Raw genomic sequence first — 16,280 nt, 5'->3', positions numbered from 1 at the left:
CGTCAGTTTTAGAAGAAGTCACGGGAATCATTAGCGGCACTAATGTTCCCAAAAGTGTTCCCATCGGGCATGAAAATGGCCCCCGGAGAGTCCTCCGGGGGCCATTTCCGCTAGTAGCGGGGACAGGATTCGAACCTGCGACCTCTGGGTTATGAGCCCAGCGAGCTACCGAGCTGCTCCACCCCGCGACGGGTAAATACCAGGTTACCGAACGCCCGCAAGGCCGCCAAATCGCGCGCTCAGCAGGCTTGACGGCCTAAATCAGTGCGAGGGCGGGTTCAGCCCGTACCGCTGCCTGATGTCGTCCATCCAGTCCGGAGCTCCGTAGGTCAGCCCATATTTGTCGGCCAGGTCGCCGAACTCAGGCAGCTCGTGCATGACCTTGCCGACCGGATCATCCGCGTGTTCGACGAGCAGCTCACCCAGCTCCCGGAAGTAATTCTCGAAACCGCCCGGAGTGATGATCTCGACGATGCGGCCAGGCACACTGCCGGCGTTCCACATCGCGTGCATTTGCCCGCGCGGCTTGGTGATATAGCCCCCAGGGCCGAGGACGACCTCACTGTCGTCCGAGCGGAAACCGATCTCACCGGCCAGCACGATCGAATGCTCGTCCTCGCGGGTGTGCCGGTGCGCCGCAGTGAGCAAGCCGACCTCGAACGGATGCTCGACGATGGACACCTCGCCCCCATTGGCGCGGCTGGACAACTTGAACACCACCCCAAAACCTGGCAGCGCGACGTACTCCCCTTCGCCGGGCTGCACGACCGTCACCGGGATTTGAGCCATGTCGGTCATCTGCCTTGCCTCCTCCCCGGAGCAAGCGGGATTACTTGGTGCTGTCGAACTTGTTGATCGCGTCGTTCAGCCGCTGCAGTGCCGCTCCATAGGCGGCGAAGTCGCCGCTCTTCTGGGCGTCGCGCGCCGCACCTATTGCCGACTCAACCTCCTTGAGCGCGGCCGCCTTGGCGGGAGACAAGGTGACGGCCCCGTTCGGCGAGGGCGGGACGGCAGCAGCCGCTGGCGGCGGCGGCGAACCATCGGCCGGCGGCGCAGCGCCCGGCGGCGGGTTGGCGGGTGCGCCCGGCTCGGTTGGCGCGATCCCGGCCGCGGTGGCGCCGGCGCCAGGCCCGAACAGCCCGGTCAGTGCGTCGCCGACGGTGGGGCCGTACCCGATTTTGTCGTTGTACATCATCGCCACCCGAATCAACCGGGGATACGACGAGGCGGCATCGCTGGAACCGGGTGAGGCATACACCGGCTCGACGTACAGCAGCCCGCCGTGTGCGACCGGCAACGTGAGCAGATTGCCCCACTTGATCCGGTTCTGGTTGTCGCGCCCGATCACGCCGAGGTCCTGCGACACAGCGGTATCGGTGGTGATCGCATTGTTGGCTAGTTTCGGCCCGTTGACCTGGCCGGGAACGGTCAGCACGGTGATCTTGCCGTACGTCGCTGGATCGGAACTGGCGCTGATGTAGGCGGCCAAGTAGTCACGCTTGAACCTGTTCATCGCAGTGGTCAGTTGGAACGACGCCGAATCGTCATCCTTGGCAATGTTTTTCGCGACGATGTAGTACGGCGGCTGGTAGCTGCTGGCGGTGGGGTTCGGGTCCAGCGGAACATCCCAGAAATCCGACGTGGAGAAGAACGTCACCGGGTCGTTGACGTGGTATTTGGCCAGCAGCATCCGCTGCACCTTGAACAGGTCCTCGGGATAGCGCAGGTGCGCAGCCAATTCGGGGGTGATATCGCTCTTGGGCTTGACGGTGCCGGGGAAGACTCTCATCCACGCTTTGAGTACCGGGTCACGCTCGTCCTGTTGATAGAGCGTGACCGTCCCGTCGTAGGCGTCGACGGTGGCCTTCACCGAGTTGCGAATGTAGGACACCTGCTTGTCGGGGACCAGTCGGTTGAACGCCACTTCGGTGGAGTCGGCGGTCGCTGACGACAACGAGGTGAGCTCGGAATACGGGTAGTTGTCCAGCGTGGTGTAGGCGTCGATGACCCACACCAGCCGCTTGTTGACGATCGCCGGGTACAGGCCGCTGTCTGTCGTCAGCCACGGCGCCACCGCCTCAACCCGCTGCGCCGGATCGCGGTTGAACAGGATTTTGCTGTTAGATCCAATCACATTGGAGAACAAGAAGTTTCGCTCGGCGAACTTCGCGGCGAAGACGCTGCGCGAAACCCAGCCGCCGACCGGCACTCCGCCGCTTCCGGTATAGGTATAGTTCTTGGTCTCGGCGTTGGTCTCGTAGTCGTATTCCCGGTCGGCGCCGTTTTTTCCGACGATCGCGTAGTCGGCGGGCGTGTTGGAAATGACCGGTCCGAAGTAGATCCGCGGCTGGTCCAACGGCGCCGGGCCATCGGAGACCACTCCCCCGTTGGCGCCAACCACGTTGGCCAGAAACTCCGGGTATCCGCCGTTCTGGTTGGGGTCGTTGGCAATACCGCGCACGGTATTGGCCGGCGAAGCGATGAAGCCGTTGCCGTGGGTGTAGACGGTGTGCCGGTTGATCCAGTCGCGCTGGTTGTCGATCAGGTGGTCTGGGTTGAGTTCGCGGGCGGCAACGACGTAGTCGCGCAGATGACCGTCGTGGTCGACATAGCGGTCGATGGACAGCTGGTCGGGGAAGTAGAAGAAGTTCTTGCCCTGCTGGAATTGGGTGAACGCCGGACTGACGATCGTCGGGTCAAGCAGCCGGATGTTGGACGTGGTGGCACGGTCGGACGCCACCTGCTCTGCAGTTGCCCGTCCGTCGCCGCTGTAATCGCGGTAGCTCACAACGTCATTGGTGAGACCGTAGGCCTGCCGGGTCGCGGTGATGCTTCGGCTGATGTACTCGCGTTCCTTCTGCGCGGCATTGGGTCTGACGCTGATCTGCTCGACGATCAGCGGCCAACCGGCGCCAATGATCAGCGACGACAGCAACAGTAGCACCAGGCCGATAGCCGGAATCCTTAAGTCCCGCAACACGATCGCCGAGAACACCGCGACCGCACAGATCAACGCGATCGCCAAAAGAATCAGCTTGGCGGGCAACACCGCATTGATATCGGTGTACCCGGCCCCAGTGAATGGCTTTCCGGCGCGGGTGTGCGAAAGCAACTCGTAGCGGTCCAGCCAGTAGGCAACTGCCTTGAGCAACACCAGCGCGCCGATCAGGCTGATCAACTGGACGCGTGCCGAACGGCTCAGCGCGCCGGTGCGCCCGGACAGCCGGATACCACCGAACACGTAGTGCGCCAGCAGATTCGCCAGGAACGCCAAAAACAGCGCAGCGAAGAAAAAGCTGAGGACAAGCCGGTAGAAGGGCAGTTCGAAAGCGTAGAAGCCGAGGTCCTTGCCGAATTGCGGATCGTCGACGCCGAAGTCGCCGCTGTGCAGGAACAGCTGAACGCGCACCCAGTAGGTCTGCGCGACGATCCCGGCGAGCAGGCCGATCGCAACCGGAATCCCGGTTCCGATCACCCGCAGCCTCGACATCACCATGCTGCGATACCGGGCCACCGGATCATTGCCGTTGCTCGGGACGAACACCGGCCGGGTGCGGTAGGCCAGCGCCAGGCCGGCGAACACGATGCCGCCGAACAGCAGCCCCACCACCACGAACACCACCAGCCGGGTCACCAGCACGGTGGTGAACACCGATCGGTAGCCCAGCTCGCCGAACCAGAGCCAGTCGACGTAGCCGTCGATCAAGCGTGGACCGACAAGCAGCAGCAGGATCACCGCCAAGGCGATCGTGATGAGAATCCTGCTCCGGCGAGTCAGCTTCGGCATTCTCGCGGCGGGCCGCATACCCACTAGCTACGCTCCCTGCTCCATGTCAACAGTGGCCGTCGGCTTTGTCCTCGACGTATCACAGACGTATCACAACTGTACGCATGCGCTAACAACTCGGCGGCTGCCCGCCGTTGGTCACCGCGTGCAGCGCATTCACCGCTCCACCGAGGTTGTCGACCTTCACCAATTGCAGTCCGGGCAACTTACCGGAGGCTGCCTCATAGCAGTTTTCGGCCGGGACCAGAAACACCGTCGCCCCCGCGGCGCGGGCGGCGCTCATTTTGTGCACGATGCCGCCGATACGGCCCACCGTGCCGTCGACTTTGATGGTTCCGGTCCCCGCGACGAACTTCGAGCCGGCGAGATTCCCGGTGGTGAGTTTGTCGACGACCGCCAAGCTGAACATCAAACCCGCCGACGGCCCGCCCACGTTGGCGAGGTTGAAATCGACCACGAACGGCGCCCATGGCGCATCCATCACCGAGACGCCCGCGAAGCCATAATCGCGACCTGGATGGCTGCCCAACGTGATCTGAGCGACCCCGGGGGGTGCGTTTTTACGGCGAAAGTCGACCGCGACCGACTGGCCGGGTTTGGTGTGCTTCAGCAACGACGTGAACTGATCGACAGTGGCGACCGGCGTGCCGTTCACCGCCTGCACGGCGTCACCGGCCTGCAGTTTGCTTACCGAAGGCCCGGGATCGCTGACCGCCACGACGGTGATGGCCTGTGGGTACTTCAGGTATCCCAGGGCCGCGAACTCGGCGTTGTGCTCGGACGCCTTGAAATCGGCGTCGTTGTCCTTGTCGATTTCCTCCCGCGACTTGCCCGGCGGGTAGATCAGGTCGCGCGGCATCAGCTGCTCCTCCCCGGAGAGCCACAGCGTGAGTGCTTCCGCCAAGCTGAGATCGTCACGCTGAGACACCGTCGTCATATCCAGGCGACCCGACGTTGGATGCGTCTGCGTGCCTTTGATGTCGACGACCTGCTTGCCGTCGACCTCGCCGAGCGTGTCGAACGCAGGGCCCGGGCCAAGTGACACATACGGCACCGTCACCACCGCAAGCAGAACGCCGAAGACCACGATCGGCACCAGGGCCACGATCAGCGTCAGAATCCGCCTGTTCACCTCGCCAACACTAGACGGACTGGTCAGGCCCGATCGGCGGCCGGTTCACTCACAGCGTGATGGCGCATCGCGCGCCGTGCCCCGCTGGTGAGTACCGTTGGGGGCATGGCTGACCTGCCTTTCGGGTTCTCTGCCGGCGACGACCCGGACCGCGACAAGCGCCGGGACAACGACCCCGATTCCGGTTCGGGATCTGCCGACCCGTTTGGTCTCGGTGGCCTGGGCGGTGAATTCGACATGGCCGACCTGGGCCAGATCTTCACCCGTCTCGGGCAGATGTTCAGCGGCGCCGGCTCGGCCATGGCCGGCGGCCAGGCCGCCGGGCCGGTGAACTACGAACTTGCCCGTCAACTGGCGTCGAGTTCCATCGGATTCGTTGCGCCGATCCCGGCCGCCACCAACGACGCGATCAGCGACGCCGTACACCTCGCCGAAACCTGGCTCGACGGGGTGACCGCGTTGCCGGCGGGCACCAACAGGGCGGTCGCGTGGACCCCCAACGACTGGGTGGACAATACCCTGGAGACCTGGAAGCGGCTGTGCGATCCGATGGCTCAGCAGATCGCGACGGTGTGGGCGGCGGCGCTGCCCGAAGAGGCCAAGAACATGGCCGGTCCGCTGCTATCGATGATGTCGCAGATGGGCGGCATGGCGTTCGGCTCGCAGCTGGGTCAGGCGCTGGCCCGGTTGTCCCGCGAAGTACTCACCTCTACCGACATCGGTTTGCCGTTGGGGCCCAAGGGAATTGCCGCACTGCTGCCGGACGCCATCGAATCCTTCGCCGCCGGGCTCGAGCAATCCCGCAGTGAGATCGTCACCTACCTGGCGGCTCGCGAGGCCGCCCACCACCGGTTGTTCAGTCACGTGCCGTGGCTGGCCAGCCAGCTGCTCGGCGCCGTCGAGGCCTACGCCAAGGGCATGAAGATCGACATGCAGGGCATCGAGGAGTTGGCCCGCGACTTCAACCCGGCCACGCTGAACGATCCGGCCGCCGTCGAGCAGCTGCTGACCCAAGGGGTGTTCGAGCCCCAGGCCACGCCGGAGCAGACCCAGGCACTGGAACGGCTCGAGACTCTGCTCGCACTGATCGAGGGCTGGGTGCAGACGGTGGTGACCGCCGCGCTCGGCGACCGCATCCCGGGCGCGGCCGCCCTCGGCGAGACGCTGCGCCGCCGTCGTGCCACCGGCGGACCGGCCGAGCAGACCTTCGCCACGCTGGTCGGCCTCGAACTGCGGCCCCGCAAGCTGCGGGAGGCCGCCGTGCTCTGGGAGCGGCTGACCGAGGCCGCCGGTGTCGACGCCCGCGATGCGGTCTGGCAGCACCCAGATCTGCTGCCCGAGACGGAGGATCTCGACGACCCGGCCGCGTTCATCGATCGCGTCATCGGCGGCGACACCAGCGGTATCGATGAGGCGATCGCCGAGTTCGAGCGAGGCACGGATGCGGGCCACACCGGCCCCGATGGCGACTCTGGCTCTGTGGATAACTGAGCCGGCCGTCGCGCCGTGTCGTGGCACAGTGCCAGCATGGCGCAGGCCACGCTGCCGTTGTATGCGCTGGACCCGGCTCTCCCGGTGTTGCTGCGCCCGGACGGCGCCGTTCAGGTGGGTTGGAGTCCGCGCCGCGCCGTGCTGATCCGTCCGCCACGCGGCCTGAATGCCCCGGGCTTGGCCACGCTGCTGCGGACGATGTATTCACCGGTATCGATAAGCGAGCTGCACCGTCAAGCCGACCGGCAGGGCGGTGTAGCCGCCGATGAGCTGGGCGATCTGGTCACGCAGCTGGTGAACGCCGGGGTCGCCACCCGTGGCCGCCGGCAGCGTCGTGTCCGGTCGGCGTCGATCCGCGTGCACGGGCGCGGCCCGCTGTCAGACCTGCTGATCGAGTCGATGCGTTGCTCGGGTGCCCGGGTCAAGCAGAGCAGCCAACCCCATGCCGCGGTGACTTCCGCCGAAGCCGACCTGGTGGTGTTGTCCGACAACCTGGTCGCCGACCCGCGGATGCTCCGCGACCTGCACAGTCAGCGGGTTGCGCACCTCGCGGTCCGGGTGCGCGACGGCACCGGCCTGGTCGGCCCGCTGGTCATCCCAGGTGTCACCAGCTGCCTGGAGTGTGCGGACCTGCACCGCAGGGATCGAGACGCGGCGTGGCCTGCCGTCGCCGCACAGCTGCGCGACACCGTCGGCGTGGCCGATCGCGCGACCCTGCTGGCGACCGCAGCGCTCGCACTGAGCCAGATCAATCGCGTGATCGGCGTGGTCCGTGCCGGCTCAGGCTCGGCGGTCGGGCGCGATCCCGGCCCTGATCCCGGGCCGCCGCCGGCATTGAACGCCACACTGGAGTTCGACGTGTACGCCGGCTCGATCGTGGCGCGGGACTGGCCCAAACATCCACTGTGTTCCTGCTGACAGCGCTCGTTGCCAGATCGGTGCGGGCAAGGGGCAACCCGTAATGGATGATGGTTACGTGTCAGAGATCAAACGGAAGAGCGCTGCGCGCAATGCGAAGCTGGCCAGCATTCCGGTCGGCTTCGCCGGCCGGGCGGCGCTCGGGTTCGGCAAGCGGCTGACCGGTAAGTCGAAAGACGAGGTCAACGCCGAACTGATGGAGAAGGCAGCCAACCAGCTGTTCACCGTCCTGGGCGAGCTCAAGGGCGGCGCTATGAAGGTCGGCCAAGCGCTGTCGGTGATGGAGGCCGCGATCCCTGACGAGTTCGGCGAACCGTACCGGGAAGCGTTGACCAAACTGCAAAAGGACGCGCCGCCGCTGCCCGCCGCGAAGGTGCACCGGGTGCTTGACGCCCAGCTCGGCACCAAGTGGCGCCAACGGTTCTCCGACTTCAACGACACACCGGTGGCGTCGGCCAGCATCGGGCAGGTGCACGAGGCGGTGTGGTCGGACGGTCGCGAGGTCGCCGTCAAAATTCAGTACCCGGGTGCCGACGAGGCGCTGCGCGCCGACCTGAAGACCATGCAGCGCATGGTCAGCGTGGTCAAACAGCTCGCTCCGGGCGCCGACGTGCAGGGTATCGTCGACGAGCTAATCGAGCGCACCGAGATGGAATTGGACTATCGACTCGAGGCCGACAACCAGCGCGCATTCGCCAAGGCGTATGAGGGCCACCCGCATTTCTTGATCCCGCACATCGTAGCCAGCGCTCCCAAAGTCGTGGTCCAAGAGTGGATCGAGGGCACGCCGATGGCGGAGATCATCCGCGAAGGCACCGTCGAACAGCGCGACCTGATGGGTACTCGGCTACTCGAACTCACCTTCGACGCCCCGCGCCGGCTGGAGATGATGCACGGCGACGCCCACCCCGGCAACTTCATGTTGCTGGCGGACGGCCGGATGGGTGTGATCGACTTCGGCGCGGTGGCACCGCTCCCCGGCGGCTTCCCGATCGAGCTCGGAATGACGATCCGGCTGGCAAAGGAAAAGAACTACGACCTGTTGCTGCCGACGATGGAAAAGGTCGGCTTCATTCAGAAAGGCCAGCAGGTGTCGGTGCGCGATATCGACGAGATGCTGCGCCAGTATGTCGAACCCATCGAGGTCGACGTCTTCCACTACACGCGTAAGTGGCTGCAGAGGATGACGGTTGGTCAGATCGACCGGTCGGTGTCGCAGATCAAAACAGCCCGGCAGATGGACTTGCCACCCAAGCTGGCGATCCCGATGCGGGTGATCGCGTCGGTCGCCGCGATTCTTTGCCAATTGGACGCGCACGTGCCGATCAGGGCGTTGTCCGAGGAGCTGATTCCCGGCTTCGCCGAACCCGACACGGCCGTCGTCTGAGCTAAGCGGCGACCGAGCCTTTGCGAGGGCGTCCACGCGGCCGCTTGCGGTTCACGATGCAGCCACGGTCGAGAATCTCCCCACCCCACACTCCCCACGGTTCTGCGCGTCGTAGTGCCGCGGCCAGGCACTCGCTTCGAATCGGGCAGTCGGCGCACAACGCCTTGGCGCGCTCCAGATCGGACGGGCTGTCGGCGAACCACAGGTCGGGATCGCCGACGTGACAAGGCAACTCCGGCTGCTGTTCGTCGGGAACTATCGGGGTCGACATGTCCAGTTCACCTGCTTCCTGGTCTGGCGGCGGTCTTGCGGAGATCCGAACCAGGTGATGGGCTGCCGTCCCAAAAACTGTGGCCACGGATCCTTGTGACTTCGGGTCCGTGGCCATTGGGCGAGATAGTGGGCTTTACCTAGGTAGAGCCCCGATCCACGGACGCGTCGGTCGCGGCGGCGTTACGGCGCTTGCGCGCCGCGGCCAAGGCGGCCGCCGCTACGGCATGGGCAGCATGGTGGGAGCCAGTGTCGCTGGCCGAAACTACGGGGCATACACCGAACGCGCTCATGGTGATCATCGTGGCTCCCTCCTCTTGTGTGCTAGCTGCCCCCGGGCATGCGAAACCCGGCAATTGCGGTTCGAGGCTAAATCGTAGCAGCCTGAATCGGCAAGCGATTTTCTGACCTGCGATTTTAGTGGCGACCCGCCGCGCCTGGCTTAGCCGCGGCTGCGGACGAGCTCCAGCACGTCCGGGCCGAACTGCTCGAGCTTGCGCGCGCCGATGCCGGGGATCGCGACCAGCGCGGCGTCGTCGGCGGGCAGCAGCTCGGCGATCGCGATCAGCGTGTTGTCGGTGAAGACGACGTAGGCGGGCACTTTCAGATCCCTGGCGGTCTGTAGCCGCCATTCTTTGAGCTGTAGCAACAGCTCGTCGTCGATATCGGCGGCGCACGTCTCACAGCGGCGCAGCATGATCGCGGCCGGCGTGGTCAGCTGGTTGTTGCAGATCCGGCAGCGTGCCGCGGCGCCGCGATTCCGGCGCTGCCGGCTCGGGGCGGAGTCGGGTTGCGTCTGCGGGGCAAGGCCGTTGAGGAACCGGGACGGCTTGCGGCTCTGCCGCCCGCCCGGATTTCGGGACAGCGACCAGCTGAGCGCCAAATGCATTCGGGCCCTGGTGATTCCGACGTAGAGCAGTCGGCGCTCCTCTTCGACGGCTTCGCTTTCAGCGCCGTGGGCCAATGCATGCGAGATCGGTAGCGTGCCATCGGTCAACCCGACCAGGAACACTGCATCCCACTCCAGCCCTTTGGCCGCGTGCAGCGAGGCCAACGTGACGCCCTGCACCACCGGAGGATGACGCGAGTCGGCGCGGGTCCGCAGCTCGGCCAGTAGGCCGGGCAGGTCCAGCTGCGGGCGCTGCGCCACCTCTTCGTCAACCAGCTCGGCCAACGCCGAAAGCGCCTCCCAGCGCTCCCGGGCCCGGGTTCCCGTCGGCGGTTCGGCGGTCAAACCCAGCGGTTCGAGCAGCCCCCGCACGACGTCGGGCAGCGGCGATCGCAAGCGCGGCGGAGCCGGGCGCAGCGGGTCGCCGCCATCGGGCAGCGTGCCTTCGCCGTCAACGCCGCGGCTGGCCGCCCGCTGTAAGACCAGCAGGGCCTGGCGGATTTCCTGGCGACTGAAAAAGCCCTCACCGCCGCGGACCTGATAGGGAACGCCGGCCTCAGTCAAGGCCTCTTCGTAGACCTCGGATTGCGCGTTGATCCGGTACAGCACCGCGATCTCGGCGGGTGGCGTGCCGGATTCGACGAGCTGCGAGATCGCCGCCGCCACCGCGGCCGCTTCGGCAACTTCGTCGGGATGTTCGCGAAACGACGGAACCGGTCCTGGATCACGTTGACCGACCAGGTGCAGCTTGCTGCCGGCCACCCGCCCGCGGGCGGCGGCGATTACCCGGTTGGCCAGCGACACCACCTGCGGTGTCGACCGGTAATCCCGTTCGAGGCGCACGACGGTCGCCTCCGGGAACCGTCGCGAGAAGTCCAATAGGTAACGCGGTGAGGCCCCGGTGAACGAATAAATGGTTTGGTTGGCGTCGCCGACGACGGTCAGGTCGTCCCGGTCTCCCAACCACGCCGACAACACGCGCTGCTGCAGTGGTGTCACGTCCTGGTACTCGTCGACGACGAAGCAGCGGTAGCGGTCCCGGAATTCCTCGGCGATGGCGGCGTCGTCCTCGATCGCGGCCGCCGTGTGCAGCAGCAGGTCGTCGAAGTCGAGCAACGCAACACCCTGGCCATCGTTGCCGCGCGATTTGAGCGACTCGTAGGCCGCGTAAACCGCCGCGACCTTTGCGGCGTCCAGCGGAATGTCGCGGCCGGCGGCAGCCACCGCGTCCGGATACTGCTCCGGGGAGATCAGCGACGCCTTGGCCCACTCGATTTCGCCCGCCACATCGCGGACGTCGTCGGTGCTCAGCTGCAACCGGACGCTGCTCGCGCCCCGGGCGACGCCGGCGAACTTGCTTTCCAGCAGTTGCCAGCCGGTGTCACCGACGACCCGCGGCCAGAAATACCGCAGCTGCCGGTGCGCCGCCGCGTGAAACGTCAATGCCTGCACTGCGCCGACACCGGAACCGGTGCGCGCCGCGGCCGCCAATGCCCGCAACCGGGCCCGCATCTCGCCGGCCGCACGTTGGGTGAATGTCACCGCCAACACCTGGCCTGCGGCCACATGTCCAGTGGCGACGAGCTGGGCGATGCGGTGGGTGATGGTGCGGGTCTTGCCTGTTCCCGCCCCGGCCAGCACGCAAACCGGTCCGCGTGGCGCCAGCACGGCCTCGCGCTGTTCATCATCGAGGTCGGCAATCAATGGGTCTGTGATCACCGGCATGGCGTCCATCTTGGCAGTGGTCGCCGACAAACCCCGGGCAGCGCCACGCCGCGGCATAACAAGGACGCACGTTATGTTTGAGCGACTATGACGAATGCTTCTGGTGCTTCGCTGACCATGTACACCACACCCTGGTGTGGCTACTGCCATCGGCTCAAGACCACGTTGAAGGCCTCTGGCATCACCTACGACGAGGTCGACATCGAACAGGACATCGCAGCAGCTGAGTTTGTCGGTTCGGTCAACGGCGGCAACCACACGGTTCCGACGGTGAAGTTCGCCGACGGCTCGACGCTGACCAACCCGGCCGCGAACGAGATCGAGGCGAAGCTCGCTGCGCTGGCCGGATAACTTCAGTCCAGCGCCGCCCAGGATTCGATGATCACGCGCGCGATCGATACCGAGCCGGGCAGCAGGAGCTTGGCTTCCGCGGCGCTGCTCCAGTCGCCGAGAGCCAGCGCGGCGCGGACTTCGTCGCGGGTGAACCACGCGGCCTCGGCGATCTCCCCGTCGTTGAAGGAGAATTCCTGATCGGGATCGCCGATCGCGTGGAAGCCGACCATCAGTGAGCGCGGGAACGGCCACGGCTGGCTGCCGAGGTAGCGCACATCGCGGACGGCCAGCCCGATTTCTTCGCGGATCTCTCGCACCACACACGTTTCGAACGACTCGCCGGCTTCGACGAATCCGGCCAGCAGCGAGAACATCCGCTGCGGCCACACCGTTTGACGGGCCAGCACCGCGCGGTCGCCGCCGTCGTGCACCAGGCAGATCACGGCAGGATCGATGCGCGGAAATTCCTCTTGACCGGTGACCGGGTTGACCCGGGCCCAGCCGGCTCGGATCGGTTTGGTGGGCGAGCCGTCCACCGAGCTGAACCGGGCGCTCGCGTGCCAGTTGAGCAGTGCCGCGGCCGATGACACCAGCTGCGCGCCGACGTCGTCGAAGAGCTGGCCGCCACGGCGCAGGTCGGCCACCTCGGCCTGCAGGTCGGGATCGTCGGGTGCTTCCAGCGGACCCCGCACCGCCCAGACATCGCGACCGCCTTCGATGCGACCCAGGAACACCGCATCCGGCGGCGGTTTGTCGGCCAACGCCTTCGCCTTGCCCAACACCACCCGGCCACCGGCGACCATCACCTGATTGCGCGAGTCCAGCCGCAGCAGGGCCGCTTCCGCCCAGCCCGCGGTGGCCGCATCGACGTCGGTTCGCACCTGATCGGCGCGGTCGGCACCGATCCGCGACAGCAGCGGCACGCTTCGTAACCTGAAGTCCACGGCCGGCCTCAGTTGCCCGCACTGCGGACATAGAGCAGCCGGTCGCCGGCCTCGATGGCGTCGACCTCGGGTGCGTCGACCCGCAGCAACTGGCCGTCGCGAACCACACCGAGCACGATGTCGGACAGATGCCGCGGCGAACCGCCGACTTCGGCCTGCTCGACATCGCGCTCGGCGATGGCGAGTCCTTCGGCCGGCGTCAGCAGGTCGTCGATCATCGCCACGACGCTGGGGGTTGTGGTGGCAATGCCGAGCAGCCGACCCGCGGTTTCCGAGGAGACGACTACCGAGTTGGCACCCGACTGCTGCACCAGGTGCTGATTTTCGGCCTCGCGAATCGACGCCACGATCTTGGCTTTGGGCGCGATCTCCCGGGCGGTCAGGGTGACCAGCACCGCGGTGTCGTCGCGTCCAGTGGCGACGACGATCGACGACGCAAGCTGGGCGGCGGCCAGTCGCAGCACATCGGATCTGGTGCCGTCGCCGCGGACGGTGACCAGGCCGGCGCCGGCAGCGTGGTCGAGAGCGGCCTGTTCGGTGTCGACGACGACGACCTCGCGGCTGGCTGATTCGTCGTCGAGGATCGCTGCGACGGCAGATTTGCCCTTGGTGCCGTAGCCGACGACGACGGTGTGGTTGTGCACTCTGCTCCTCCAACGCTGAATCTTCCACGCTTGCCGGGACCGCTCGGTGAGCACTTGCAATGTGGTGCCGACCAACACAACAAGAAACAGGATCCGCAGCGGCGTGATGACCACGATGTTGGTCAGGCGAGCGAATTCGGAGTACGGGGTGAGGTCGCCGTAGCCGACGGTCGTCAACGAGACCGTCGCGAAGTACACACAGTCGATAAACGACAGCGGCACGCCGCGCACGTCGGTGTATCCGTCGCGGCCCAGGTAGACGATGATCACCGCGACCAATAACGCGATCAGTGCGACCGCGACGCGCTTCCAGATCGCGCGGACCGGACCGACATCGGCCTCCGGGATACGTAGCACCCCGACCAGCGCATAGCCGGGCAGTGCGGTCAGCGTCTCGTCGAGACCCCTTCGCCGCCAGCTAACTCTGGCCACAGTTCATCGGCTCGACCTGGCGCACGACACAATGTAACCATGACCGCCATCACACCAATAGCTCAACGGGACGCCAGCCAGGCGCCCGCATACCGAATCGCGGCGTTGCTGCTCGGCGTCGGCACCGTGCACTTTTTGGCGCCGAAACCGTTCGACGAGATCATCCCCGCCGAACTGCCCGGAAGTCCGCGGCTCTACACCTATGTGTCTGGCGTCGCCGAGGTCACCATCGGTGCTTTGCTGCTGGCGCGACGCACCCGGCGGTTGGCCGCGCTCGCGGCCGCCGCGCTGTTTGTCGGGGTGTTCCCGGCGAACATCAACATGGTCCGGCTGTGGTGGGACAAACCATGGCCGATGCGCATCGTCGCTCTGGCCCGGCTGCCATTGCAGATTCCAATGATCACCGAGGCGCTCAAGGTCAGCCGCAACGCCTAACCCGGCGCCGCCCCGGCCAGCAGCCCGACCAGCTCGTCCGGACCCGGCAGCACCTCCGGGACGACGGTGACGCCGGTGCGCACATAATGAAAAGCGGTGCGCACCAACGATTCCGGACACCCGTGCAATGCAGCCCAAGCCAGCCGGTAGACGCCGAGCTGGATGGCGGCCTGTCGGGTGGCCTCCGGACCATGCGGCGGCTCGCCAGTCTTCCAGTCCACCACCGTGGCGCCGCCGTCCGGGTCAGCGAACACCGCGTCGATCCGGCCGCGCACCACGGTCCCGCCGATCGCCATCTCGAACGGCACCTCGACGTCGACCGGCGTACGGGCGGCCCACGGTGACGCGAGGAAGGCCCCCTGCAACGTGGCCAGCTCCTCGGCGTCGCGCTGCGCGGTGTCGGTATCCGCCGCACCCGGCAGGTCGCCGAGGTCGAACAGCCGCTCGGCACCGTAGAACCGCTCGACCCATTCGTGAAATGCATTGCCCAGCAACGCATGCGGGTCTGGCCGCGCTGGTAGCCGACGCGCTAGCCGCTGCACGGCGTGCTCCGGCTCGCGCGCCAAGTCCACCAGGCTGCTCACCGAGAGTTGGCTGGGCAGTGTTTGCGCCGGCGGACGCGCGGCGCGGGCGCGCTCTTTGAGCAGCGCGTCGACGTCGGCCGCCCAACCTTCGGTGTCGGCGTCGGGCGTCGGCGTCGGTGCGTCCGCCGACATAGCCGCGGCTACCAACGCCGCCCCGCGCTGCACGTCGGCGCCGCGGCCATCCAGCGGGTTGACCGGCCACCGCGCCTCATGAACGCTGTTACGCAACGGGTTGCGGTCGCCATCCGCCGGTGCTGGTGCCCACTGTTCGATCACCCCGCATGCCTCACCGGCCTCGGCCGACCGGTCGATGATGTCTTTGAGTTCGACCAGGAAGTCCGATGGCCCGCGCGGTTTGACTCCGGTGGCGCCCCAATGGTGGCCGGACAGCAGCAGGGTGTCCTCGGCGCGGGTGATTGCCACGTAAAGCAGCCTGCGCTCCTCGTCCAGGCGACGTTGCTCCAGTTGACGACGATGCGCGGATATCTTGTCCGACAGTTGTTTTCGATCGGTCACATCCGACGTGTCCAGCACCGGGACGCCATGCACGCCCGCCGACGCACGATCGCCGCGCAATAGCGGCGGAAGGTCGGCAGCGTCGGTGAGCCATGTGCGAGCCTGAGCGGTCGACGGGAAGACTCCGGCCGACAGGTGCGGCACGGCGACCACCTGCCACTCCAAACCCTTCGCGGCGTGCACGGTCAGCACCTGAACCCGATTCTGGGCAACGACGGTTTGGGCCGGTTGCAGGCCGTTCTCGACGATTGTGGCCGCATCCAGGTAAGCGAGCAGACGGTCGAGGGATGCCCCGGTCGTCGCCTCGGCGTAGCTGCTGACCACGTCGGCGAAGGTGTCGAGCTGCTCGGTGCCCGCCCAACCCGAGGCGGCGGGCAGCGCCGCCCGGACCTCACAGTCGACGCCCAACAGCCGGCGGACCTCGGCAACCAGGTCGGGAAGTGGATAGCCGAGGTGGCCGCGCAGCATGCCCAATTCCTCTGCGAGCGCGATGATGCGCTGATACCCCGCCGCCGAATAGTCGCTTGCCGGGCCCGGGTCAGCGATCGCGTCGGCCAGGCTCGCGGTGTCGGCTTCCGGGCCGGCTGCCTCGGCGATCCGCTCGGCCGTTTCACCGGTGCGGGTCACCTGCCCGCCGTCGAGGGCCACCGCCTGATGGTGGCGACCCGCTGCGCCCGCCTCCGCCGCGCTTGCGATCGGCCCCGCCTGATCGTGGCGACCCGCTGCGCCCGGCTCCGCCGCGCTTGCGATCGGCCCCGCCTGATCGTGGCGACCCGCTGCGCCCGGCTCCGCC

Annotated in this window: 13 protein-coding genes and 1 tRNA gene; 5 read left to right on the top strand and 9 right to left on the bottom strand. The window is 66.6% G+C overall.

Annotated features, from left to right (window positions below; genetic code table 11):
- Positions 1-114: 114 nt before the first annotated feature.
- The 4 genes from VEI45_RS24110 to VEI45_RS24095 all read right to left on the bottom strand — a co-directional run bounded on the left by VEI45_RS24110 (position 115) and on the right by VEI45_RS24095 (position 4,919).
- A tRNA-Met gene (locus tag VEI45_RS24110) sits at positions 115-188 on the bottom strand.
- A gap of 73 nt (positions 189-261) precedes the next feature.
- Positions 262-798, bottom strand: coding sequence for a cupin domain-containing protein (locus tag VEI45_RS24105; protein ID WP_324857031.1), 537 nt, complete (start codon positions 796-798; stop codon positions 262-264).
- A gap of 31 nt (positions 799-829) precedes the next feature.
- Positions 830-3,811 (bottom strand): UPF0182 family protein, encoded by a 2,982-nt coding sequence (locus VEI45_RS24100; protein ID WP_324857030.1) that lies wholly within the window; start codon positions 3,809-3,811, stop codon positions 830-832.
- Between the two features lie 85 nt (positions 3,812-3,896).
- Positions 3,897-4,919: a PDZ domain-containing protein gene (locus tag VEI45_RS24095; protein WP_324857029.1), complete on the bottom strand. Its 1,023-nt coding sequence runs from the start codon at positions 4,917-4,919 to the stop codon at positions 3,897-3,899.
- 87 nt (positions 4,920-5,006) lie between these two features.
- Between VEI45_RS24095 and VEI45_RS24090 the strand changes: the two genes are divergently transcribed.
- The 3 genes from VEI45_RS24090 to VEI45_RS24080 are packed head-to-tail and all read left to right on the top strand — an operon-like array spanning position 5,007 to position 8,715.
- Positions 5,007-6,410, top strand: a complete 1,404-nt coding sequence (locus VEI45_RS24090) for a zinc-dependent metalloprotease (RefSeq protein WP_324857028.1) — start codon at positions 5,007-5,009, stop codon at positions 6,408-6,410.
- Between the two features lie 36 nt (positions 6,411-6,446).
- The gene (locus VEI45_RS24085; RefSeq protein ID WP_324857027.1) at positions 6,447-7,328 is read left to right on the top strand and encodes a cyclodehydratase; all 882 of its coding nucleotides are present in this window, start codon (positions 6,447-6,449) and stop codon (positions 7,326-7,328) included.
- Positions 7,329-7,371: 43 nt separating this feature from the next.
- Positions 7,372-8,715, top strand: coding sequence for an ABC1 kinase family protein (locus VEI45_RS24080; RefSeq protein ID WP_324857026.1), 1,344 nt, complete (start codon positions 7,372-7,374; stop codon positions 8,713-8,715).
- Between the two features lies 1 nt (position 8,716).
- Here VEI45_RS24080 and VEI45_RS24075 read toward each other — a convergent pair whose 3' ends face one another.
- Entirely contained in the window at positions 8,717-8,986 is a 270-nt protein-coding gene (locus VEI45_RS24075) for a WhiB family transcriptional regulator (RefSeq protein ID WP_324857025.1), read from the bottom strand.
- Between the two features lie 441 nt (positions 8,987-9,427).
- On the bottom strand, positions 9,428-11,599 hold the full coding sequence (locus VEI45_RS24070; protein WP_324857024.1) for an ATP-dependent DNA helicase UvrD2: 2,172 nt from the start codon (positions 11,597-11,599) through the stop codon (positions 9,428-9,430).
- Between the two features lie 87 nt (positions 11,600-11,686).
- Here VEI45_RS24070 and mrx1 point away from each other — a divergent pair, with 87 nt between their 5' ends.
- Positions 11,687-11,950, top strand: a complete 264-nt coding sequence (gene mrx1 / locus VEI45_RS24065) for a mycoredoxin Mrx1 (RefSeq protein ID WP_324857023.1) — start codon at positions 11,687-11,689, stop codon at positions 11,948-11,950.
- A gap of 2 nt (positions 11,951-11,952) precedes the next feature.
- Here mrx1 and nudC read toward each other — a convergent pair whose 3' ends face one another.
- Entirely contained in the window at positions 11,953-12,888 is a 936-nt protein-coding gene (gene nudC / locus VEI45_RS24060; RefSeq protein WP_324857032.1) for an NAD(+) diphosphatase, read from the bottom strand.
- Complete coding sequence (locus VEI45_RS24055; protein ID WP_324857022.1) at positions 12,885-13,952, bottom strand: potassium channel family protein; 1,068 nt, start codon at positions 13,950-13,952, stop codon at positions 12,885-12,887. The genes nudC and VEI45_RS24055 overlap by 4 nt, the downstream gene beginning before the upstream one ends.
- Positions 13,953-13,991: 39 nt before the next feature.
- On the opposite strand from VEI45_RS24055, the gene VEI45_RS24050 reads away from it, so the two are divergent.
- Positions 13,992-14,387, top strand: coding sequence for a hypothetical protein (locus tag VEI45_RS24050; protein ID WP_324857021.1), 396 nt, complete (start codon positions 13,992-13,994; stop codon positions 14,385-14,387).
- Here the strand turns inward: VEI45_RS24050 and VEI45_RS24045 are convergent.
- A partial coding sequence (locus VEI45_RS24045) for a 3'-5' exonuclease (RefSeq protein WP_324857020.1) occupies positions 14,384-16,280 on the bottom strand: 1,897 nt, incomplete at its 5' end. The two genes, VEI45_RS24050 and VEI45_RS24045, sit on opposite strands and share 4 nt — an antisense overlap.

Source organism: Mycobacterium sp. (genome assembly GCF_035623875.1).
GTDB lineage: Bacteria > Actinomycetota > Actinomycetes > Mycobacteriales > Mycobacteriaceae > Mycobacterium.
The sequence above is the reverse complement of the archived record's forward strand: the minus strand, read 5'-3'. Positions and strand labels throughout refer to the sequence as shown.